Raw genomic sequence first — 22611 nt, 5'->3', positions numbered from 1 at the left:
TTTGCGGACGTCGGGGCGGTCGCCGTGGACCCGTTACCCCCCGGCAACGCGGACCGGGCAGGGTGGGGGCATGTCGATCAAGGTCGCCCTGGAGCACCGGACCACCTACGACTTCGCCGAACCCGTGCACGTCGGGCCGCACGTCGTCCGGCTGCGCCCCGCCCCGCACACCCGGACGCCGATCGAGGCCTACTCGCTGACCGTCGAGCCGCGGAACCACTTCGTCAACTGGCAGCAGGACCCGTTCGGCAACTGGAACGCCCGGCTGGTCTTCCCCGAGAAGGTCAAGACCCTCGACATCACCGTCGGGCTCGTCGCCGACCTGATGGTGATCAACCCCTTCGACTTCTTCGTCGAGGAGTACGCCGAGCACTTCCCCTTCACCTACGAGGACTCGCTCGCGGCCGACCTCGCGCCCTACCTGCACCCGGTCGAGGACGCCGGCGCGGCCGAGGCGTTCCGCCGCGCGCAGCCGCAGCCCGACCCGGGTGACGGCACCCCGATCATCACCTTCCTCGCCGGGCTGAACGCCGCCGTCAACGGCGAGGTCGCCTACTCGGTCCGGATGGAGGCCGGCGTCCAGACCCCCGACGAGACCCTGGCGAGGCGGATCGGCAGCTGCCGCGACAGCGCCTGGCTCCTGGTGGCGCTGCTGCGCCAGCACGGCCTCGCCGCCCGGTTCGTGTCCGGCTACCTCGTGCAGCTGACCGCCGACCCCGACGCGATGGTCGGCCTCGACGGTCCGTCCGGGCCGACGTCCGACTTCACCGACCTGCACGCCTGGGCCGAGGTCTACCTGCCCGGCGCCGGCTGGGTCGGGATGGACCCGACGTCGAGCCTGTTCGCCGGCGAGGGGCACATCCCGCTCAGCGCGACGCCGCGCCCGAGCAGCGCCGCGCCGATCAGCGGCGCCACCGACCCGGTCGAGGTCGCCTTCTCCTTCCACAACCAGGTGCGCCGGGTCCACGAGGACCCCCGCGTCACCCGGCCCTACTCCGAGGCGCAGTGGGCCCGCGTCGACGCGCTCGGCGCCGCCGTCGACCAGCGGCTCACCGACGGCGACGTGCGGCTCACGATGGGCGGCGAGCCCACGTTCGTGAGCCGCGACGACGCCACGACCGCGCAGTGGAGCACCGAGGCGGACGGCCCCGAGAAGCGCGCGCTCGCGAGCACCCTCGCCGAGCGCCTGCGCGAGACCTACGCCCGCGGCGGCGTGGTGCACCGCGGCCAGGGCAAGTGGTACCCGGGCGAGCCGCTGCCGCGCTGGAACATCGCACTCCAGTGGCGCACCGACGGCGTCCCGCTCTGGCAGGACCCCTCGCTGCTGTCCGACCCGTGGGGTCCGGCCCCGACGGCCGGCGACGAAGCGGTCGCCGTCGAGCGGGCCGAGGCGCTGGCCCGCCGGATCACGCGGGTGCTCGGGCTGCCCGGCGAGCACCTGCTGGCGGCCCACGAGGACCCGTTGGCCGCGCTCGCCTCCGAGGTCCGCCAACCCGCCGGCGACCGGCCCGACGGCGCCGCCGAGAGGCTCGACGCGCACGGCCTCGGCGTCCTCGACGCCGCCGTCGACACCCCGACCGGGTGGGTGCTGCCGCTCGTCCCCGGCGAGGAGTGGACCAGCCCGGCCTGGACCTTCCGGCGTGGTCGCCTCGTGCTGCTCCCCGGGACGTCGGCCGCCGGGCTGCGCCTGCCGCTCGACGCGATCGCGTGGCGCGACCCGGCGTCGCCCGGTGCGGCGTCCTACCTCGAGGCCGGGCCGCCGCTGGAGCCGCGGGTGCCGGTCGTGGGCGTCGTCGACCCCGAGGACGCGCCCACCACGGCGCTCGCCGTCGAGGCCCGCGACGGCCACGTGCACGTCTTCCTGCCGCCGACCGAGCGGCTCGACGACTACGCCGACCTGCTCCGGCTCGTCGAGGTGGCCGCCCGCCGGATCGGCTGCCCGGTCGTGCTCGAGGGCTACGGCCCGCCGCCCGACCCGCGGCTGACCCAGCTCGTCGTCACGCCCGACCCCGGCGTCATCGAGGTCAACGTGCAGCCCACGACCAGCTGGGCCGAGCAGCGCGACCTCACCACCACGCTGTACGACGAGGCCCGCCGCGCCGGCCTGACCACCGAGAAGTTCGACCTCGACGGCACCCACACCGGCACCGGGGGCGGCAACCACCTCACCCTCGGCGGACGCGTGCCCGTCGACAGCCCGCTGCTGCGGCGCCCCGACCTGCTGGTCAGCCTGCTCACCTACTGGCAGCGGCACCCGGCGCTGTCCTACCTGTTCAGCGGCCGGTTCGTCGGTCCCACGTCGCAGGCACCCCGCTTCGACGAGGGCCGGCCCGAGGCCGCCTACGAGATGGAGATCGCCTTCGCCGAGATCGAGCGCCTGGTGCGCGAGCAGCGCGACGAGGGCCTCGAGCCGCGGCCCTGGCTGGTCGACCGGGCGCTGCGCCACCTGCTCACCGACCTGACCGGCAACACCCACCGCGCCGAGTTCTGCATCGACAAGCTCTACAGCCCCGACTCCTCGCGGGGCCGGCTCGGCCTGCTCGAGCTGCGCGGCTTCGAGATGCCGCCGCACGCCCAGATGGCCCTGGTCCAGGCGCTGCTGGTGCGCAGCCTGGTCGCGATGTTCTGGGAGCAGCCGCTGCGGGCGCCGCTCGTGCGCTGGGGCACCCGCCTGCACGAGGACGCCCTGCTCCCGCACGGCGCCGCGGCCGACGTCGCCGAGGTCGTCGCCGACCTGCGCGCGGCCGGGATCGCCTTCGAGGAGGAGTGGCTGGCGCCCTTCGTCGAGTTCCGCTTCCCGCGCATCGGCGTCACCCGCGCCGGCGACGTCGAGGTCGAGCTGCGGCAGGCGATCGAGCCGTGGCACGTGCTCGGCGAGGAGGCCACCGGCACCGGCACGGCCCGCTACGTCGACAGCTCGGTCGAGCGGCTCCAGGTCGCCGTCCGGGGCTACGACCCGGCGCGGCACCTCGTCACCTGCAACGGCGTGCCCCTCCCGCTGACCCCGGCCGGCGCCGGGCACGCGGGCGGCCACGTCGCCGGCGTCCGCTACCGCGCGTGGCAGCCCTCGTCGGCGCTGCACCCGAGCATCGAGGTGCACGCCCCGCTGCGCCTCGACGTCGTCGCGGTGCAGGACGGCGGCGCCGGGGTGAGTCTCGGCGGCGCGACCTACCACGTCGTCCACCCCGGTGGGCGCTCCTACGACGCCCCGCCGGTCAACGCCCACGAGGCCGAGGCGCGGCGGGCCAGCCGCTTCGAGCCGCACGGCCACACCGCCGGCGTCCTGGACGTCGCGGCGCTGCGCCGCGCCGGCCGGGCGGCCGCCTCGGAGGAGTACCCGCACACCCTGGACCTCAGGAGGGCCTGAGCCCCCGCGCGTGTCAGGGTTAGCGCCGTGACGGTGCTGCGGGAGTACGCCGCCGGCGTGCTCCAGCCCACGCTCGACGGTGGGGGAGGTGCGTCCGGGCGCTACGACGAGGTCGTCGGTCCCGACGGCGCGCTGCGGCCCTCGTGGAAGGGGCTGGCCGAGGTCGCGGTCGGGCTGCGGCCCGAGGACCTGCGCCGCCTCGACGACGACATCCGGCGCGCGCTCTCCGACGACGGCGTCACCTACGCCCGGGCCGGCCGGGCCGGCGAGCGCGGTGCCCGACCCGCCGAGTGGCGCCTCGACCCGATGCCGCTCATCCTCGACGCGGCGCAGTGGACCCGGCTGGAGGTCGGGCTGGCCCAGCGCGCCGAGCTGCTCAACGCCGTCCTCGCCGACCTGTACGGCGAGCAGCGGCTGCTGGCCGAGGGCGTGCTGCCGCCGGCCGTCGTGCTGGGTCACCCCGGCTTCGTGCGGCCCGTGGCGCGGGCCTCGGCACGCGACCCGCGCCCGCTCGTGCTGGCCGCGACCGACCTCGGCCGCGACCACCGCGGCGAGTGGCGGGTGCTCGGCGACCGGGCCCAGGCGCCGTCCGGGCTGGGCTACGCGATGGAGAACCGCCGGGTGCTGTCGCGGGTGCTCCCCGAGCTGTACCGCGAGGCCGGCCTGCACCGGATGGAGCCGTTCTTCAGCGCGCTGCGCTCGGCGCTGCTGCAGTCGGCCCAGGGCGAGCTGCCCGACCCGCGCGTCGTCGTCCTGACGCCGGGCAGCCGGTCCGAGACGGCCTACGACCAGGCCTTCATCGCCTCCGCGCTCGGCTTCCCGCTGGTGCAGGGCAGCGACCTGGTGGTGCGCGACGGCTGGGTCCAGATGCGGGTCTTCGGACGCCTCGAGCGGGTCGACGTGATCCTGCGGCGCGTCGACGCGGGCTGGAGCGACCCCCTCGAGCTGCGCGGCGACTCGCAGCTCGGCGTCGCCGGCCTCGCCGAGGCGGTGCGCCGCGGCCGGGTCCGCGTGGTCAACGGCCTCGGTGCCGGCGTCCTGGAGAACCCCGGGCTGCTGCCCTACATGCCGGCGATGTGCGAGGCCCTGCTCGGCGAGCCGCTCCGGCTCGAGGCGGTGCCGACCTGGTGGTGTGGCGACCCCGACGGGCTCGGGCACGTGCTGGACCACCTCGACGACCTGACGGTGCTGGCGCTCGACGCGCCGGCGTCCCGCCCCTCCGACCTGCCGCGCGGCGCGCTGGTCGAGCAGCTCGTGGCCGCCCCGCACCGCTTCGTCGGGCAGGAGCGCCTGGCGCTGTCCCAGGCGCCGACGTGGGTGGCGCCGGGGCGGGTCGCCGCCCGCCCGCTCACGCTGCGGACCTTCACCCTGCGCTACGGCTCGGCCTACCGGCCGCTGGTCGGGGGACTGGTCACCGTCGTCGAGCCCTCCGGCGACGACGGGGGCCGGTCGGTGAGCAGCAAGGACCTGTGGGTGCTCAAGAGCGAGCCGGGCGCGCCCGACCAGGGGCTGGTCGACGTGCTGCCGATGACCCACAACCGGGCCAGCACCGGCACCGTGCCGCGCATCCTGGCGGACATGTTCTGGTTCGGCCGGTACGCCGAGCGCGCCGAGGACCTCCTGCGCCTGGTGCTCGCCGCGCACAGCCTCGCCGAGGACTTCCGCGACCGCCCGCGCTCCACCGGTGCGGCCGGGCTCGAGGTGATGATGGGCGCCGTCACCCGGCTCGCCGGGCCGGGGCTCGACGACCTCGACGCGGAGTTCCGCTCGGTGCTGCTCGACGGCGCCCGGGCCGGCTCGGTGGCCCACGCCCTGGAGGGACTGCGACGCGCCGGCTCCGGGGTGCGCGACCAGCTCTCCCTCGACGTGTGGCGCGCCCTCGGCACCATCGACCGCGCGGCGGAGGTGCTCCAGCGCAGCACCCACAGCCACCAGGTCGCGGAGTCCGCGGGCCGGATGCTCACCGGCATCCTGGCGCTGCAGGGCATCACCGCGAGCATGATCCGCGACCCCGGCTGGCACATGCTCGGAGCCGGCCGGTCGGTCGAGCGCGCCCTCCAGGTCGTGCACCTGCTGACCCCGACGACGACCCGCCGCCGGGGGATGGACGTCGACCGCGAGGTGCTCAACGCCGTCCTGCTGACCGCTGAGAGCTCGGTCACGCACCGCCGCCGCTACCGCGGGTCGGTCCGCCCGGGCGGCGTCCTCGAGCTGCTGCTCACCGACCCCGACAACCCGCGCTCGCTCGCCTTCGCCCTCGACCGGACCCTCGAGCACCTGGCCCGGCTGCCGGCCTCCACCGGGTCGAGCCGCCCCGAGCGGCTCGCGGGCGACCTGCGCGACGAGCTCGCCGGCACCGACATCGCCACCCTGGTCGCCATCGGCGGCGAGGCCCGGCCGAACCTCGCGGCGTTCCTCGAGCAGTGCACGGGCCAGCTGCTGCGCCTCACCGACGCCGTCGCCGAGCTGCACCTGACCACCGGCCCGGCGCCGCGGCCGCTCGCGGCGCTCGACCTCGTCGACTCCTTCGAGGTGGCCACCGCATGAGGTACCGCGTGCGCCACACCACGACCTACACCTACGACGAGCCGGTCACCGACAGCCTGGGCGTCGCCCACCTCGTGCCGCGCTCGCTGCCGTGGCAGGCGGTGTCGGGCTACACCGTCGCCGTCCGGCCCGCGCCGGGCGACGTCAGCGAGGACCTCGACCACTACGGCAACCACGTCACCTACTTCCAGCTCACCGAGCCGCACGACAGCCTGGTGGTCGAGGGCCTCGGCGACGTCGACGTCGTGGCGCCGCACGTGCCCGAGGCGGCGCTGCGCACGCCCTGGGAGGCGCTGCGCCCGGTGCGGGAGCCGGCCCGCGCCGGTGCCTGGCGGGCCGCCGACGTGGCCCTGGCCTCGCCGCTGGTCGACCAGCCCGCGTCCGCGGCGTCCTACGCCTCCACCTCGCTCACCCCCGGGCGGCCCGTCGGCGCGGCCGTCACCGACCTCATGCACCGCGTGCACGCCGACTTCGAGTACGACCGGACCGCCACCACGGTCACCTCGACCGTGGCCCACGTCCTCGACGCGCGGGCCGGGGTCTGCCAGGACTTCGCCCACCTGATGCTGGCCTGCCTGCGCGGGCACGGGCTCGCCGCGCGCTACGTCAGCGGCTACCTGGCCACGGAGGCGCCGGCCGGCCAGCCACGGCTGGTCGGCGCCGACGCCAGCCACGCGTGGGTCGAGGTGTGGCTCGGCGACGACACCTGGCTCGCGGTCGACCCGACCAACGACCAGAGGATCGGCGACCGGCACGTGACCGTCGCCTGGGGCCGCGACTACGGCGACGTCCCCCCGCTCAAGGGCGTCATCTTCACCGAGGCGCGGCGCTCCACGATGCGGGTCGCCGTCGACGTCGCCCCGCTCGAGGCGCCGTGACGGGGCGCCGCGGGGTGCCCCGGCATGATGGTGGGGTGCTCGTCCGCCGCTCCGCCCGCCTGCTCGTCCCGCTCGTGCTCGGCCTCGCCCTGCTGCAGGGCTGCGGCGGCGAGGAGGGCCCGGTCGACGACGGCTCGCAGGCCAGCGTGGTCGACGCCCCGGGGCTCGAGACGGCCGGCGTCGAGGTGCTCGCGGCCGCCGTGCCCGCCGCCGCCACCGGCGACCAGGTCGCCGCCGCCCTGACCGACGCCGGATCGTCGGGCGCGACGTCCAGCACGCCCGCCTCCGTCGAGGCCGACGCCTACGCCCTCGACTCCGGCGCGGTCGCCGGGCTGCTGGCCGTCGTCGCCGACGGAACCGGGGAGGCCGTCGTCCTGGTCTTCGACGACCCCGCCTCGGCCCAGGTCCTCGCCGCCGAGGACCCCGCCGTCTTCGCCGCGGCCGCCGTCGAGCGCCGCAGCGAGGCCCTGCTGGCCGGCAACCTGGTGGGGTACGCGGCCGGCGACGCCGCGATCGGGCACGTCCGACGGGCGCTGAACTCCCTCCGCACCGGCTGAGGGGGCCCCTCGGGGGTGGGGCCCACCTTCCCGTGGACCGCCACGCTGGTGGACACTGACCGGGTCGGTGCGCCGTGGCGTCGACGCGTCGTCCACCCCACCTGCAGGAGCCCCCATGAACAACACGCCCCCTCCGGGTTGGTACGACGACGGCCAGGGCGGTCAGCGCTGGTGGGACGGCGGCCAGTGGGCCGCCCCCGGCGAGGCGCCGTCCGCGCCGGCGTCCCCGCCGCCGAGCGGCCCGCCGCCGAGCGGCCCGCCGCCGAGCGGCCCGCCGCCCAGTGGGTACCCGGGCCAGCAGCCTGGCCACGGCCCGACCGAGCAGGGCTACGGCCAGTACGGCACCCAGGCCGACCACGCCCAGCCCTACCCCGGCGGCGGTCAGCCGAGGAAGAAGAAGACCGGCCTGATCCTCGGCATCGTCGGCGCGGTCGTGGCCCTGGCCGTGGTCGCCGTCGTCCTGATCCTGGTGCTCACCGGCGGCGACGACGACAACGGCGGTGGCGGCGGGCAGGACGCCGACCCGGCCGACACCGTCCAGGAGTTCATCGACGCGCTGAAGGACGACGACTGCGACGCCGCGGCCGCCCTGACCACCGGGGACGCCGCCGAGGACGTCGAGGAGTGCGAGACCGAGGGCACCGAGGCCTTCGACGACATCGACTTCGAGGTCGGCGAGTCCGACGTCGACGGCGACACCGCCACGGTGCCGGTCACGGTCACCAGCAGCGGGTTCGAGGAGACTGCCTCGTTCGAGCTCGAGAAGGTCGACGGCGACTGGCTGATCAGCAGCCTCGACGGCGACGGCGAGGAGCCCACGGCCGACGCCCCCTCGGCCGGCAGCGTCACCCCGGACCTCCCGTCGGACGTGCCGACCGACCTGCCGACCGACCTGCCGTCGGACTTCCTGAGCGACCTGCCCTCGGACTTCCCCTCGGAGTTCCTCAGCGAGTTCCCGACCGACTTCCCGACCGACTTCCTCACCGATCTCCCGACCGACTTCCCGACCGACTTCCCGACCGAGTGAAGGCCTTCCGGTGTCGCGTCTGCGACAACGCCCTCCACCTCGAGAACACCGTGTGCGTGTCGTGCGGGACGGCGCTCGGCTTCTCCCGGTCCGAGCGTGCCCTCGTCCCGGTCGACGCGACCGGCCAGTACGTCGACGCGACCGGGCTCGTCTGGCACGTCTGCGCCAACCTGAACCTGTCGGGGTGCGCCTGGCTGGCCCCGCTGCAGGGCGGTCAGTGCTCGAGCTGTGACCTGACCCGGACCCGGCCCAGCGACGACGACGTCGTCGGCCTGCAGCACTTCCCGGCCGCCGAGCAGGCCAAGCGGCACCTCCTGGTCGAGCTCGACACCCTCGGCATGAAGGTCGTCGGCAAGGACCCCGCCCGGGGCGGCGACCCCGAGAACGGCCTGGCCTTCGACCTGCTCTCGAGCGTCGAGGAGAACGTCGTCATCGGGCACGAGAACGGGGTCATCACCATCGACCTCGCCGAGAGCGACGACGCCCACCGCGAGAAGGTGCGCGCCCAGCTGGCCGAGCCGTACCGCACGATGCTGGGGCACTTCCGCCACGAGTTCGGCCACTACGCCGAGTGGCAGCTGGTCCGCGGCGACGAGCTGATGGCCCGGTGCCGCGAGCTGTTCGGCGACGAGTCGGTCGACTACCAGGCCGAGCTCCAGCGCCACTACGACGAGGGGCCGCCGCCGGGGTGGGAGGAGTCCTACATCTCGACCTACGCGACGATGCACCCGTTCGAGGACTTCGCCGAGACGTGGGCGCACTTCCTCCACATCGCCGACACCGTCGAGACCGCCCGCGAGTACGGCCTGCTGACCATCGCCGCGGTGGGTGCCTTCGCCCAGTTCCGCGACGTCGTCACCGGCGTCTGGGTGCCGCTCTCGATCGCCCTCAACCAGATCAACCGCTCGATGGGCAAGGACGACGTCTACCCCTTCGTCATCGCGCCGCCGGTGCTCGACAAGCTCGACTTCGTGGCCGGCCTGCTGCCGCTCGACGGCTGACCGGTCCGGCTCGACCCGGTGCCGTGCGTGACATGATGCGCCGGCTGGACGACGGCGCCGTCCCGGCCCCGTCCCGACCCGCGAGGAGACCCCGATGACCCACGGCAGCACGCCCCCGGGCTGGTACGACGACGGCCAGGGTGCCCAGCGCTGGTGGGACGGGTCGCAGTGGACCGAGCACACCCAGGGTGGCGACCAGCAGCCCGCCCAGCCGGCCGAGCCGGAGCCGGCGCCGGCGAGCGACCCGCACAGCGAGCCGACCCGGTTCAACCCCGCGGCCGGGCTCGGGGGCGGGCCGTCGTCCTCGTCGGCGACGCCCAACCTCGACAAGGGCGCCGGCGGGTCCTCGCCGGCCACCCCGGAGCACGGCCAGCCCGCCCAGCCGGAGCAGCAGGGCTACGGCCAGCAGGGCTACGGCCAGCAGCCCGGGTACGGCCAGCAGGGCTACGGCCAGCAGCCCGGGTACGGCCAGCAGGGCTACGGGCAGCAGCCCGGGTACGGCCAGCAGCCGGGCTATGACCAGCAGGGCTACGGCCAGCAGCCCGGGTACGGCCAGCAGGGTTACGGGCAGCAGGGCTACGGGCAGCAGCCGGCCTGGGGCAACCAGCTCCCGGCGTCCTCGTCGGGCGGCGGCAAGGGCAAGCTGATCGCGATCATCGCCGGCGGCGCGGCCCTGCTGCTGGTCGTGGTGGTCCTCCTCCTCACCGTCGTGCTCGGCGGCGGGGGCCCGGAGGGTGCCGCGAAGGACTACTTCGAGGCCAGCGTCGAGGGTGACTCCGAGGAGGTCTGCGAGCTGACGGCCGAGGAGCCGCGCCAGGAGCTGCTCGACAACCTCGAGGCGAGCGACTGCGGCGACTACGCCGACAAGGTCGAGGCCCAGCTCGAGGAGTTCGGCGGCGACTTCCAGGCCCTCCAGGACGACATCGACTTCGACTTCGACGTCGAGGACGTCGAGGAGGACGGCGACGAGGCCACGGTCAAGGGCACCGTGAAGTCCAAGTACACCGGCGACGACCCGGACGGCTTCCGCGACGCCTACGGCACCGACGAGCTCGAGGAGGAGGACGACGCCACCGTCGAGCTCGTCAAGGAGGACGGCGACTGGAAGGTCGCGAGCACCTCCTGAGCCGGGGTCGGGCCCACCCCGAGGAGTGGCGGGGGCGCCCGTAGATTGGGCGCATGGCTGACCAAGGGACCTACGTCGAGCAGGGCAAGGCTTTCGACCGGGACATGAACTACGTGCCCGACCGCATCACCCGCGACGCCCGGCGTCCCGAGCACGGACCGGTCGAGGGCGAGCTCTGGCCCGTCGAGCCCGGCCGCTACCGGCTGGTGGCCGCCAAGGCCTGCCCGTGGGCGAACCGCTCGATCATCGTGCGCAGCCTGCTGGGCCTGGAGGACGTCATCTCCCTCGGTCTGCCCGGCCCCACGCACGACGCCCGGTCGTGGACCTTCGACCTCGACCCCGGTGGGCGCGACCCGGTGCTCGGGATCGAGCGGCTCCAGGAGGCCTACCTCAAGCGCTTCCCGGACTACCCCCGCGGCATCACCGTGCCGGCCGTGGTCGAGGAGTCGACCGGCCTGCTCGTCACCAACGACTTCCCGTGGATCACCCACGACCTCTTCCACGAGTGGCGCGAGTTCCACCGCGCCGACGCGCCGGACCTGTGGCCCGTCGACCTCCGCGAGGAGATGGAGGACGTGATGAAGCGGGTCTTCACCGAGGTCAACAACGGCGTCTACCGCTGCGGCTTCGCCGGGTCGCAGGAGGCCTACGACGCCGCCTACGAGCGGCTGTTCACCGCGCTCGACTGGCTCGAGGAGCGACTCGGCACCCGGCGCTACCTCATGGGCGCCGCGATCACCGAGGCCGACGTGCGGCTGTTCACGACGCTGGCCCGCTTCGACCCCGTCTACCACGGGCACTTCAAGTGCAACCGGCAGAAGCTCACCGAGATGCCGAACCTGTGGGGCTACGCGCGCGACCTGTTCCAGACGCCCGGCTTCGGCGACACGATCGACTTCGAGCAGATCAAGCAGCACTACTACGTCGTGCACCGCGACATCAACCCGTCCGGCATCGTCCCGGCCGGCCCCGATCCCGCCGTCTGGCTGGAGCCGCACGGCCGGGGCTGACCCTCCTACGCTGGAGCCATGGGACACGGGCACGGTCACGGTCACGCCGCGGGGCGGGCGGCGGACCGCCGTCGCCTGCGCTGGGTGCTCGCCGTCACCGCCAGCGTCCTGGTCGTCGAGGTCGTCGGTGCGCTGCTCACCGGGTCCCTCGCGCTCCTCGCGGACGCCGCGCACATGGCCACCGACGCCGGCGGCGTCCTGCTCGCGCTCGGCGCGTCCTACGTCGCCTCGCTGCCGGCCGGGCGGCGCTCCACGTTCGGCTACCACCGCGCCGAGGTGCTGGCGGCGCTGCTGAACGCGCTGGTGCTGCTCGGTGTCTGCGGGTACCTGGTGTGGGCGGGGGTCGGCCGGCTGTTCGACCCCGCCGACGTGGACGCCGGCGGGCTGGTGCTCTTCGCCGCCGTCGGTCTCGTGGCGAACGCGGTGTCGATGGCGATCCTCAACCGCAGCGACACCGACTCCCTCAACATGCGCGGCGCGCTCTACGAGGTCTACGCCGACCTGCTCGGCTCGGTGCTCGCGGTGGTCGCCGGCGTCGTCATCTGGGTGACCGGCTGGCTGCAGGCCGACGCCGTCGCCTCACTGGTGATCGCCGCGATGATCCTGCCGCGGTCGTTGGTGCTCGCGCGCGACGCCGCCGTCGTCCTGCTCGAGATCGCGCCGAACGGCCTCGACCTCGACGACGTCGGGCACCACCTGCGGCACGTCGCAGGCGTCGTCGACGTCCACGACCTGCACGCCTGGACGATCACCAGCGGCATCCCCAGCCTGTCGGCGCACGTGACGGTCACCGACGAGGCCCTCGCCGCCCGCGGGGTCGGCGCGATCCTCGACGAGCTGGGTGCGTGCGTGGCCGAGCACTTCGACGTCCGGCACGCGACCTTCCAGGTCGAGCCGGTCTCCCACGAGGCCCACGAGGACCTCGGCGAGCTGCACGGCTCCTGACGACGTGACCCGAAGGAGAGCCCCGGGGGGCGCCGCGGTCGGGTCAGCCGGCGGCGTCGGCCTCGGCGGCGGCCTTCAGCTTGACCATGGTCTCGTCGAGCGCCTTCTGCGTCCGCGAGCCGAACAGCGCCTTGAGTGCGGCGCGGGAGACGGGGTCGTAGTGCGAGAGGTCCCAGGTCTCGACGACCTGGGTCCCGCCGCCGTTGGTGGGCGTGAGCTCGTAGCGCCAACGGTGCTTGCCCATGTGGCGCCAGGCGATCAGCCGGTCGGGCTCGAACTCGACGACCTTGTTCCTGATCTTGTACTTCGCGCCGTTCTTCATGTCCATGCCGAACTCCGAGCCCAGCTCGAGGCGCTCCGGACCGGAGACCGAGGCGCGCACGGTGCCGGACCCGTCGATCCGGGTGTGCTGGCGCGGATCGCTGAGGATCGCGAACACCACGGACGGCGGGGCGGCGATCGTCGTGCCGGCGGACCTGCTCCTCGAACCCATGCCGCCAGCCTAGGGACGTCGTCCACCCCGGTCCTCACCCGACCAGGCGCGCCGGGCCGGCGGGTCCCCGGGTGGGGGTGTGATTGGCGGCGTCGACCAGGACGACGGTAGGTTCTCCTCGTCCGGACTGTGTCCCGGGTCACAGCCGCGCCACCCCTGCGGACCGACCCGCAGGCACACCGGCGAAGCCCAGGCACCCGGCGACGGAGACCCCGTCCGCCGGGCGACGAGAAGGAGCAGCCATGAACGCACCCCCCGACGCGAGCAGCACCGCGAACGGCCCCGGCTTCGGCCCCGACCTGGCGGAGGTCTTCGGGCCCAGCCAGGGTGCCGGTGGTCCCGAGCTGGTCCAGCTCCTGACCCCGGAGGGCGAGCGGGTCCACCACCCGGAGTTCGACATGGACTTCTCCGCCGAGCAGCTGCGCGGGTTCTACCGCGACATGGTGCTGACCCGGCGCATCGACACCGAGGCCACGGCCCTGCAGCGCCACGGCGAGCTCGGCATCTGGGCCCAGCTCCTCGGCCAGGAGGCCGCGCAGATCGGTGCCGGTCGCGCCCTGCGCCCGCAGGACTACGTCTTCCCGACCTACCGCGAGCACGGTGTCGCGTGGTGCCGCGGGCTCGACCCGCTCAAGCTCCTCGGGCTCTTCCGCGGCGTCGACCACGGTGGCTGGGACGCCGCCGAGGTGAACTTCGGCCAGTACACGATCGTCATCGGCGCCCAGACGCTGCACGCCACCGGCTACGCGATGGGCATCCAGCGCGACGGTGACGTCGGCACCGGCGACGCCGAGCGCGACGCGGCCGTCGTGGCCCACTTCGGCGACGGCGCCAGCAGCCAGGGCGACGTCAACGAGGCGTTCATCTTCGCCGCCTCCTACAACGCCCCCGTGGTGTTCTTCTGCCAGAACAACCAGTGGGCGATCTCCGAGCCGATCGAGCGCCAGACCCGGATCCCGCTCTACCAGCGCGCGCTGGGCTTCGGCTTCCCCGGCGTCCGCGTCGACGGCAACGACGTCCTCGCGACCTACGCCGTCACCCAGGCCGCGCTGCAGCGCGCCCGCGACGGCCAGGGGCCCACCCTGGTCGAGGCCTACACGTACCGGATGGGGGCGCACACCACCACCGACGACCCCACCCGCTACCGCCTCTCCGACGACGTCGAGAGCTGGAAGCTCAAGGACCCGATCGCCCGGGTCGAGGTCTACCTGCGCCGCAACGGCCTGGTCGACGACACCTTCATGGCGGAGATCGCCGCCGAGGCCGACGACCTGGGCCACACGCTGCGCGAGGGCTGCAAGGCGATGCCCGACCCGCTGCCCTCGGCCATCTTCGAGCACGTCTACGCCGAGGAGACCGAGGAGCTGCGCCTCCAGCGCGAGGGCTTCGCGGCCTACCAGGCCTCGTTCGAGGGAGCACACGCATGAGCGCCACCCAGAAGATCACCCTCGCCAAGGGCCTCAACATGGGCCTGCGCCAGGCCATGGAGGACGACCCGAAGGTCCTGCTCATGGGCGAGGACGTCGGCAAGCTCGGCGGCGTCTTCCGCATCACCGACGGCCTCCAGAAGGACTTCGGCGAGGACCGCGTCATCGACAGCCCGCTCGCCGAGTCCGGCATCGTCGGCACCGCGGTCGGCATGGCGATGCGCGGCTACCGCCCCGTGGTGGAGATCCAGTTCGACGGCTTCGTCTACCCGGCCTACGACCAGATCGTCTGCCAGGTCGCGAAGATCCACTACCGGAGCAAGGGCCGCACCAAGATGCCCATCGTCATCCGGATCCCGTTCGGTGGCGGCATCGGCGCGGTCGAGCACCACAGCGAGTCGCCCGAGGCGCAGTTCGCGCACACCCCGGGACTCAAGGTCGTCGCCTGCTCCAACCCCGTCGACGGCTACTGGATGATCCAGCAGGCCATCGCCTGCGACGACCCGGTGATCTTCCTGGAGCCGAAGCGGCAGTACCACGCCGACAAGGCCGAGCTCGACGACTCCGAGACCCTGGCCGACGTCGCGCCGCTGTTCACCTCCCGCGTCGTGCGCCGTGGCACCGACGCCACGCTGCTCGCCTACGGGCCGACGGTGAAGACCGCGATGAAGGCCGCCGAGGCCGCCGCCACCGAGGGCCGCTCGCTCGAGGTCATCGACCTGCGCACGCTCTCCCCGCTCGACATGGCGCCGGTGCACGAGTCCGTGCGCCGCACCGGCCGGGCCGTCGTCGTCCACGAGGCGCACGTCAACCTCGGCCTGGGCTCCGAGCTCGCCGCCCGGATCACCGAGGAGTGCTTCTACTCCCTCGAGGCCCCGGTGCTCCGCGTCGGCGGGTTCGACACGCCCTACCCGGCGTCGCGGATCGAGGAGGACTTCCTCCCCGACCTCGACCGGGTGCTCGACGCCGTCGACCGCTCCCTCGACTTCTAGGCCAGGAGACCCCCATGCCCGAGTACCTCCTGCCCGACGTCGGCGAAGGCCTCACCGAGGCCGAGATCGTGACCTGGAAGGTCAAGGTCGGCGACGTCATCGCGATCAACGACATCGTCGTGGAGATCGAGACCGCCAAGTCGCTCGTCGAGCTGCCGTCGCCCTACGCCGGCGAGGTCACCGCCCTGCTCGTGCCCGAGGGCGAGATGGTCGCCGTCGGGACCCCGATCATCCGGATCGGCGAGCCCGCGTTGGCCGACGCCGCCGAGGACCCGACCCCGCCCGACGCCCCTCCGCCGGGTCCCGGCGACATGGTCATCGACCTCTCCAACCCCGCCGCCAGCGGCGGCGGCGAGGGCGAGAGCCTGGTCGGTCGCAACAAGGCCGACCGCGGGCCGATCCGCCGGGCGCGCAAGGTCGCCAGCGGCTCGCTGGCCACCCACATCCAGACCCAGGCCTCCTTCGAGACCGGGCTCGCCTCGCCGCTGGTCGAGGCGGCCGAGCTCGAGGACGCCGTCCCGGCCCGTGCGGCCGAGGTGGCCCAGCCCGCCGACGTCCGGGTGCTGGCCAAGCCGCCGGTGCGCAAGCTCGCCAAGGACCTCGGCGTCGACCTCGCCACCTGCGCGACGTCCGGGCCGAACGGCACCGTGACCCGCGCGGACGTCGAGGACGCCGCCGCGGGGACGACCTACCGGGGCGCGGTCGACCCGGGGCCGAGCTCGGTCATGTCGACGAGCCTCGCGGCCGGCGTCCGCGAGACGCGCGAGCCGGTCAAGGGCGTGCGCAAGATGATGGCCGGCGCGATGACGCAGTCGGCCTTCACCGCGCCGCACGTGACCGAGTGGGTCACCGTCGACGCCACCGCGACCGTCGAGCTGGTGGCCCGGCTCAAGCAGCGCCGCGAGCTGCGCGAGGTGAGGATCAACCCGCTGCTGGTGCTGGCGAAGGCGGTCCTGCTGGCGGTGCGCCGCACCCCGGAGGTCAACTCCTTCTGGGACGAGGCCGCCCAGGAGGTCGTCCTCAAGCACTACGTGAACCTCGGCATCGCCGCGGCCACGCCGCGGGGGCTCGTCGTCCCGAACGTCAAGGACGCCGACCGGCTCTCGCTGCCCGAGCTCGCCGGGGCGCTCGGCGACCTCACCGCGACCGCGCGCGACGGGAGGACGCAGCCGGCCGACATGGCCGGCGGCACCTTCACCATCACCAACGTCGGGGTGTTCGGCGTCGACGCCGGCACGCCGATCATCAACCCCGGCGAGTCGGCGATCCTCTGCTTCGGCGCGATCCGCAAGCAGCCGTGGGTGGTGACGCGCGACGGCGTCGACGAGATCGCCGTCCGCCACGTCACCACGCTCGCGCTGAGCTTCGACCACCGCCACATCGACGGCGAGAAGGGCTCGCGCTTCCTCGCCGACGTCGCCGGCATCCTCGAGGACCCGGCCTCGGCCCTGCTGTTCTGAGCCCCGCTGACCCGTCAGTGATCACTGACGGGTCAGAGAGGATTTCGCGCCGACCCGTCGACGATCACTGACGGGTCAGTGAGGATCGCGGGCTGACCCGTCGACGATCACTGACGGGTCAGCGAGGATCGCGCGCTGACCCGTCCTCAGGTGGTCAGCGAGTCGGCGGCCTCGATGTCGCGGATGATCTCGGCGACCGGCACGTGCCCGAGGAGCACGGCGGCGAGGCCGGTGACGTAGCGGTCCATCAGCCCGACGTTGGCCGCCGAGAGGTCGCGGACGACGGTCTCCAGGAAGTCCGGGTCCTGGGTCAGGGTGGGCGGCAGCGTGCCCAGCTCGTAGCCCGAGCGCACCCGCACCTCCCCGGTGTCGCGGTCGAGCTCGAACGTCCCGGGGACCAGGCCGTGGTTGACCCGGTCGACGAACTCCGACATCCGGGCCAGCGCCTCGGCGTCCTCGGCCGGCACGTCGAAGGGCGAGTAGGAGTAGATGCAGAACACCAGTCCTGCGTCGTCGGTGATCGCGACCGCCGTCCACGAGCTGTCGCTGCCGGTGACGTCGATGGTGTAGCCGAGCCCGTCGGAGCTCTCGGCGGCCGGCCAGCCCTGGTAGACCCGGCCGGCGGCCGCGTGGAGGGGGTCGGTCACTTCTGGGGCTTCTTCGCGTGCTCTTCCTCGGCCCGCCGGATGCGGTTGGCGACCTCGCCCTCGATGAAGGTGAGCTTGGCCTTGACGACCGGGTCGTTCTGCCGGCTGACGTCGAACTGGCCGAAGTAGGCCGCGAGCTCGGGCGTGGTCATCGTGGTGATCTGCTTGACCCAGGCGTTCTCGAGCGCGACCGGCCCGGAGATGCCGGCGTCCGGGCCCTTGGCCTGGGCCGCCGCGGTCTCGGCCTGCTGCTTGCGGTCCGCGGAGGAGCGGGGCAGCAGGGCCTCGGGCACGGTGGTGCCCTTGGCCTTCGCCTTGTCGGTCATGCTGGTGCGGACCTTGTCGAGCGACTTCTCGTTGTCCTTCGCGCCGCGCATCGCGTAGTACAGCTTCGAGCCGGTGCCGCGGTCGGACTTGCCGTTGTGGTTGTCGGCGTTCTTCGCCTCCACCAGCTGACGGGCGTCGTCGAAGTTGTCCGTGATGCCCTTCTTGACCGACTTGATCCCGTCGCTCACCTTCTGCAGGATGCCGCGCTCGTCGGCGGGGGTGCCGGCCGGCGCGGCGGAGACGCCGAGGGTGTCGGTGACGGTCTTGACCGCGCTGTTGACCTTCTCGGTGACCGTCTTCGGGTCGCCGGTGGCCTGCAGGCCCTTGAGCACCTGGTCGGTGAGCTCGTTGAAGTCCATCGACTCGATCTCGGCGGCCTTGATGCCGTACTCGAGGAGGGTGGCGCGGGCGTAGGGCAGCCCGTCCTGGGCGGCCAGCACGAGCTGCCGGACGCCGGAGCCGATGTCGTGCTTGAGCACGTCGCGGGAGGCGCCCTCCTTGTGCTCGACGTTGAAGCCCTTGAGCGCGGTCGAGGACTGGGACTCGCTGACGGTGTCGTAGATCCCGTGGCCGACGCTGTGCAGCACGTCGACCAGGCTCATGGTCAGCTTGGCGGCTGCCGGGATGCCGAAGCCACCGGCGGAGGCCACCTCGGCGATGTTGAGCCCGAGCATCGTGGCGTGCTTGGCCATCTTGAACGTCGACATCTCGATCATCTGGGCCGTGCGCGAGTTGATCCGGTCCATCGCCGCGGCGAGCGGGGCGTTCTTGCCCAGCAGCGCCTCCTCGACGGCCGCGACGCCGGAGAAGTGCCGCTCGAAGGTCGGGATCGCGTCGAGCGCGGTGTGGATGAGGCCGAGGCTGGAGGTGATGATGCCGACGATCGGCAGGGCCGAGCCGACCTGGTCGAGGACGGGGCTGCCGGTGTCGAAGGCCTTGAGGCCCTTCTCCATGGTCGCCAGCGTCGTCTTGGTGACCTGGGCGGCGCTCAGCAGCACCGCGACGCCGTCCTTGGTGAGGGTCACCTTGGCGCCGCGGTCGGCGGTGCCCTTCTTCATCGCGTCGATGGTGGCGGTCAGCGTCATGACCTTGCCGACCATGTCGAGCACGTCACCGACGCCGGTGGTGCTGCCGTCCATCAGGTCGCCGACGCTGGCGGCGCCCGTCTCGCTCATCGTGCCGGCGTCGGCCAGGCCGAACTCGGTGACCTTGCTGGTGCCCTTGCCGAGCGGGTTGGAGACCTTCTTGAGCGTGTCGACGGTGTCGCGCTCGTCGACCAGCATCGGGCCGGAGGCGTCGGTCCTGACCGCCTCCTCGGCCGCGGCCCGCAGGCGCGCCTCCGTCACGCCGCCCGACGTCACGCCGTCCGCCCGGGCGACCGCCTCGTCGCCGGCGGCCGTCGCCTTCTCGGCGAGCGCCTTGCCGCCGTCGCCGGACGCGGCGTTGGCGCGAGCCACCAGCCGGTCCTGCTCGCGCTGCTTCTTGACCTGCTCGTGCGCCTCCTTGCCCGTCATCGGCACGGTGCTGGTCGTGCGGACCTTCTCCGCGTCCGCCTGGCGGCGGACCCGGGCGTCCTGGGCGGCCTGGTTGGCCCGCGTCAGCGCCTTGTCGAACTCGTCGAAGCGCAACGGCCGGTAGGCGCGCACCTCCTTGGGTGCCTCGTCCCAGACCTTGGCGCCCTCGAGCTCGGCGGCCTGCTCGATGGGCGCCATGTCGGCGACGTCCTTGGTGTAGCCGTCGGTGAGCTTGTCGAAGACGCGGGTGCGCGCCTCCATCTCCGCGGTGAGGCAGGACTCGACCTGCACCCAGAACTCGACCAGCTGGTCGGGTGGCAGCGTGGACACCGGTCCGGCCTCCATCGCGGCCTTCATGGTCGCCGCGACCGCGGCGTTCTCCTTGTTCTGCACCTTTGCGCCGGCCTTCGCCACCTGGGCGGAGGCGCTGTTGGCGGCGCGCCCGCCCGAGATGCCGGCCTTCTTCTCCTTCGCCGCGGCGGCCCGCTCGTCCTGGGCCTTCTTCTCCTCGGCCTTCTTCTGACGGTCGGCCGCGGCCTTGTCGTCCTTGGCCTTCTTGTCCGCGGCCAGCTTGGCCGCCTTCGCCTCGTCGGCCTTCTTCTTGTCGTCGACCCGCTTCTTCGCGGCGGCGTCCTTCTTGGCCTGCTCGGCCTCCTTGGCCTTGCGGACGGCCTCGTCCTTGACGGCCTTCGCCGCGGCCGCACCGGTCAGCGCGGGCGCGGCGCCGGCGGTCGCGGTGATCTTGCGGCGCAGCCCGGCGGCGCCGCCCTGCATCACGTGGCCGAGCTCGTGGGCCAGGACCTTCTGGCCGCGCGCGGACGACGGGTCGTAGGCGCCGTCGGCGAAGAAGATGTCGTTGCCCGTGGTGAAGGCCTCGGCCGAGATCGTGCGGGAGATCTTCGCCGCCGAGGCGCCGCGGTGGATGCGGACCTTGCCCAGGTCGGTGCCGAACGCGGCCTCCATGGTGCTGCGGACCGGGGTCTCGAGCGACTCGCCGCCACCGACCGAGCTCTCGATCTCGCCCTGGGTGCCGGCGTCGAGGTCGCCGCCCTCGTAGCCGATCGTCGCCGTGCCGGGCTGCGGTGCGTGGCTGCGCGCGATGCCGCAGGCCGCGGTGTGCACGTGCGGCTCGGCCGCCTGCCGGTCGAGAGGCTGCTGGCTGGCCAGCCAGCCGAGCGCGTCGTCGGCGCGCCGGTCGGCGTCGCGCTCGGCGTGGTCGTCGGCGGCACCGACGGTCATCACCCGGCGCACGGGCTCGGCGGTGGTCACCGGCACCCGCTCCAGCGTCTGGTGGTCGGCCTTGGCGGGCGCGTCGTGGTCAGGCATCGAAGTCCTCCGGGTTGAGCATGCGGCCGAGCTTCTTGTACTCGCCGGCGAGCGCCGCGAGCAGGTGGTCCATGGTGACGGGGGTGCCCTCGTCGGCGGCGCGGAACGCCGCCGAGACGACGACGTTGCGGATGATGCCGCCGGCGACCTCGAAGCGCTGGGCCAGCCGGTCGACGTCGAGCTCGCCGAGCGGGATGTCGCCGTCGGCGAGGTGGTGGGTCCAGATGGCGCGCCGCTCGTCGACGGCGGGCAGGGTGAACGAGACGACCTCGTGGATGCGGCGCAGGAACGCGTCGTCGATGTTCTTCGGCAGGTTGGTCGCCAGCACCACGACGCCGTCGTAGCTCTCGAGCCGCTGCAGCAGGTAGGAGACCTCGAGGTTGGCGTAGCGGTCGCGGCCGTCCTTGACCTCGGACCGCTTGCCGAACAGCGAGTCGGCCTCGTCGAAGAACAGCACCGCGCTGCCGGCGGAGGCGGCGGCGAACAGCTTCTCGAGGTTCTGCTCGGTCTCGCCGATGTACTTGCTCACCACCGACGAGAGGTCGACGCGGTAGAGGTCGAGGCCGAGGGTGTGCGCGACGACCTCGGCGGCCAGCGACTTGCCGGTGCCCGAGGGGCCGGTGAACAGGGAGATGATGCCGCGACCGGACGCCGAGGTGACGCCCCAGTCGTCGTAGACCGTGCCGGCCTGACGGAAGCGGGCCACGACGGTGCGGAGCTGGTCGACGCGCGGCTCGCTGAGGATGAGGTCGTCCCACGTCTTGCGGGGGCGGATGCGACGGGCCAACCGGCCCATCGGCCCGGCGAGCAGCCGGCGCACCGCCAGGTCGAGGTCGCCGCCCACGGCGGGCAGCGCGGAGCCGACCTGCTCGAGCTGGTGCGCGGTGAGGCGGTGGGTGCGGGGGGCGTCCGGCCCGAAGACGCTGCGCCACTCCTCCTCGGTGACGACGTCGTCGGAGGCGCGCAGCTCGACGCGCGGGCGCTCGGGCAGCTCGGCGAGCGGGATGTCGTCGGTGCTGGAGAGCGCCCAGGCCAGGTGGGTGGCGCGGTCGATCCACTGGCGGCCGGCGGGCGGGAGGTCGTCGCCGACCTCGACCAGGACGCCGCTGCCGGTGATCGTCGCCTCGCGGACGACGGCGGCCCAGCCGTCGGGAGTGGTCGGGGCCGGCGTGACGAGGTAGACGTCGGCGCCGCGCTGCTGGGCGACCAGCGCGCGGCGGCGCACCGGGTCCGGCCCGGCCACGAGCACCAGCCCGTCCTCGACCGCCGTGGACGTCGACCCGCCCGGCGGGCCCTCCATCATCCAGGCGCCGACCGGCAGGTCGGGGTCGGGCGACTGGTCGCCGCCGATGGCCCAGACGACGCTGGGGGCGAGCACGACCTCGGTGGTCGACCACGGCCCCTGGTGCTCGAGCAGCCCGACGAGCGCGGCCCGCCGCAGCGCGGACGACGGCCCGGTCGCGGCCACGCACGCGCCGACCCCGCCGAGGAGGCGCGCCGCGGCCCCGAGCGTCAGCCGCCCCGGGCGGCCGCTCCCGGTGAGGGTCGCGAGGCGGGCGGTCCGGGTCAGGTCGGTCTCGCAGGCGAGGAGGATCGCGAGCAGCTCGCGCGCGGCCGCGTCGGCGCCCGCGTTGGCGCAGAGCGCGGTGAAGCCGTCGGTGGCGGGTTCGGCCGTCGGGTCGGTGGCGAGGTCCTCCCGGGCGTGCGCGAGGGCGGTCGCCGCGTCGTCGTCCTGGTCGCCGAGGGCCCAGTCGAGCGCGGCGTCGGCGAAGCGCAGGAACGCAGCCGGTGCGCTCGTCGCGTCCGTCGCCGTCGTCACGGTGGCCTTCCTGCCGGCGGCCACGCGCTCGCGCAAAGCCTGGGGGGAACCTCGATGGTGACACCACCTGGTGGCGCCCGGACGGCGATTGGGCAAACTGGGCACGGTCCGAGCGGGGGGACCGGCGACTGCCACCGCCCCGAACGGG

General features: G+C 73.7%; 16 protein-coding genes. 12 read left to right on the top strand and 4 right to left on the bottom strand.

What is annotated here, in order from left to right; translation table 11 throughout:
* The first annotated feature begins 70 nt into the window (after positions 1 to 70).
* From FE634_RS19665 to FE634_RS19620, 9 genes are all read left to right on the top strand, one after another.
* The gene (locus FE634_RS19665) at positions 71 to 3367 is read left to right on the top strand and encodes a transglutaminase family protein (RefSeq protein ID WP_148240902.1); all 3297 of its coding nucleotides are present in this window, start codon (positions 71 to 73) and stop codon (positions 3365 to 3367) included.
* A 27-nt stretch (positions 3368 to 3394) separates the two neighbouring features.
* Complete coding sequence (locus tag FE634_RS19660; RefSeq protein WP_137294809.1) at positions 3395 to 5914, top strand: circularly permuted type 2 ATP-grasp protein; 2520 nt, start codon at positions 3395 to 3397, stop codon at positions 5912 to 5914.
* On the top strand, positions 5911 to 6792 hold the full coding sequence (locus FE634_RS19655) for a transglutaminase family protein (RefSeq protein ID WP_138876865.1): 882 nt from the start codon (positions 5911 to 5913) through the stop codon (positions 6790 to 6792). Before FE634_RS19660 ends, FE634_RS19655 begins: the two co-directional genes overlap by 4 nt.
* 35 nt (positions 6793 to 6827) lie before the next feature.
* The gene (locus FE634_RS19650) at positions 6828 to 7349 is read left to right on the top strand and encodes a hypothetical protein (protein WP_138876864.1); all 522 of its coding nucleotides are present in this window, start codon (positions 6828 to 6830) and stop codon (positions 7347 to 7349) included.
* Positions 7350 to 7464: 115 nt separating this feature from the next.
* Positions 7465 to 8376, top strand: a complete 912-nt coding sequence (locus tag FE634_RS19640) for an Rv0361 family membrane protein (protein WP_187366762.1) — start codon at positions 7465 to 7467, stop codon at positions 8374 to 8376.
* Positions 8373 to 9377, top strand: coding sequence for a zinc-binding metallopeptidase family protein (locus tag FE634_RS19635; protein WP_138876862.1), 1005 nt, complete (start codon positions 8373 to 8375; stop codon positions 9375 to 9377). The genes FE634_RS19640 and FE634_RS19635 overlap by 4 nt, the downstream gene beginning before the upstream one ends.
* Before the next feature lie 94 nt (positions 9378 to 9471).
* Complete coding sequence (locus tag FE634_RS19630) at positions 9472 to 10503, top strand: DUF2510 domain-containing protein (RefSeq protein ID WP_138876861.1); 1032 nt, start codon at positions 9472 to 9474, stop codon at positions 10501 to 10503.
* A 53-nt stretch (positions 10504 to 10556) separates the two neighbouring features.
* A complete protein-coding gene (locus FE634_RS19625; protein ID WP_138876860.1) occupies positions 10557 to 11513 on the top strand; it encodes a glutathione S-transferase family protein in 957 nt (318 codons plus the stop codon).
* A gap of 18 nt (positions 11514 to 11531) precedes the next feature.
* On the top strand, positions 11532 to 12458 hold the full coding sequence (locus FE634_RS19620) for a cation diffusion facilitator family transporter (RefSeq protein ID WP_138876859.1): 927 nt from the start codon (positions 11532 to 11534) through the stop codon (positions 12456 to 12458).
* Between the two features lie 43 nt (positions 12459 to 12501).
* Here FE634_RS19620 and FE634_RS19615 read toward each other — a convergent pair whose 3' ends face one another.
* The gene (locus FE634_RS19615; RefSeq protein ID WP_137294801.1) at positions 12502 to 12951 is read right to left on the bottom strand and encodes an SRPBCC family protein; all 450 of its coding nucleotides are present in this window, start codon (positions 12949 to 12951) and stop codon (positions 12502 to 12504) included.
* Between the two features lie 242 nt (positions 12952 to 13193).
* On the opposite strand from FE634_RS19615, the gene pdhA reads away from it, so the two are divergent.
* From pdhA to FE634_RS19600, 3 genes are read left to right on the top strand one after another with little or no spacing between them, the layout of a single operon-like run.
* Positions 13194 to 14378, top strand: a complete 1185-nt coding sequence (gene pdhA / locus FE634_RS19610; protein ID WP_137294800.1) for a pyruvate dehydrogenase (acetyl-transferring) E1 component subunit alpha — start codon at positions 13194 to 13196, stop codon at positions 14376 to 14378.
* Positions 14375 to 15370 carry an alpha-ketoacid dehydrogenase subunit beta gene (locus FE634_RS19605; RefSeq protein WP_137294799.1) on the top strand — a complete coding sequence of 332 codons (996 nt, stop codon included), beginning with the start codon at positions 14375 to 14377 and terminating at the stop codon, positions 15368 to 15370. Before pdhA ends, FE634_RS19605 begins: the two co-directional genes overlap by 4 nt.
* A gap of 14 nt (positions 15371 to 15384) precedes the next feature.
* A complete protein-coding gene (locus FE634_RS19600; protein ID WP_138876857.1) occupies positions 15385 to 16830 on the top strand; it encodes a dihydrolipoamide acetyltransferase family protein in 1446 nt (481 codons plus the stop codon).
* A 146-nt stretch (positions 16831 to 16976) separates the two neighbouring features.
* Here FE634_RS19600 and FE634_RS19595 read toward each other — a convergent pair whose 3' ends face one another.
* The 3 genes from FE634_RS19595 to FE634_RS19585 are packed head-to-tail and all read right to left on the bottom strand — an operon-like array spanning position 16977 to position 22463.
* Entirely contained in the window at positions 16977 to 17477 is a 501-nt protein-coding gene (locus tag FE634_RS19595) for a type III secretion system chaperone family protein (RefSeq protein ID WP_138876856.1), read from the bottom strand.
* A complete protein-coding gene (locus FE634_RS19590) occupies positions 17474 to 20644 on the bottom strand; it encodes an eCIS core domain-containing protein (protein ID WP_148240901.1) in 3171 nt (1056 codons plus the stop codon). Before FE634_RS19590 ends, FE634_RS19595 begins: the two co-directional genes overlap by 4 nt.
* A complete protein-coding gene (locus FE634_RS19585; RefSeq protein ID WP_148240900.1) occupies positions 20637 to 22463 on the bottom strand; it encodes an ATP-binding protein in 1827 nt (608 codons plus the stop codon). Before FE634_RS19585 ends, FE634_RS19590 begins: the two co-directional genes overlap by 8 nt.
* Positions 22464 to 22611 lie beyond the last annotated feature (148 nt).

The sequence above is a fragment of the Nocardioides sp. S-1144 genome, assembly GCF_005954645.2.
GTDB classification, from domain to species: domain Bacteria; phylum Actinomycetota; class Actinomycetes; order Propionibacteriales; family Nocardioidaceae; genus Nocardioides; species Nocardioides dongxiaopingii.
Note: the sequence above shows the minus strand (reverse complement) of the source record. Positions and strands in the feature narration are given on the sequence as shown.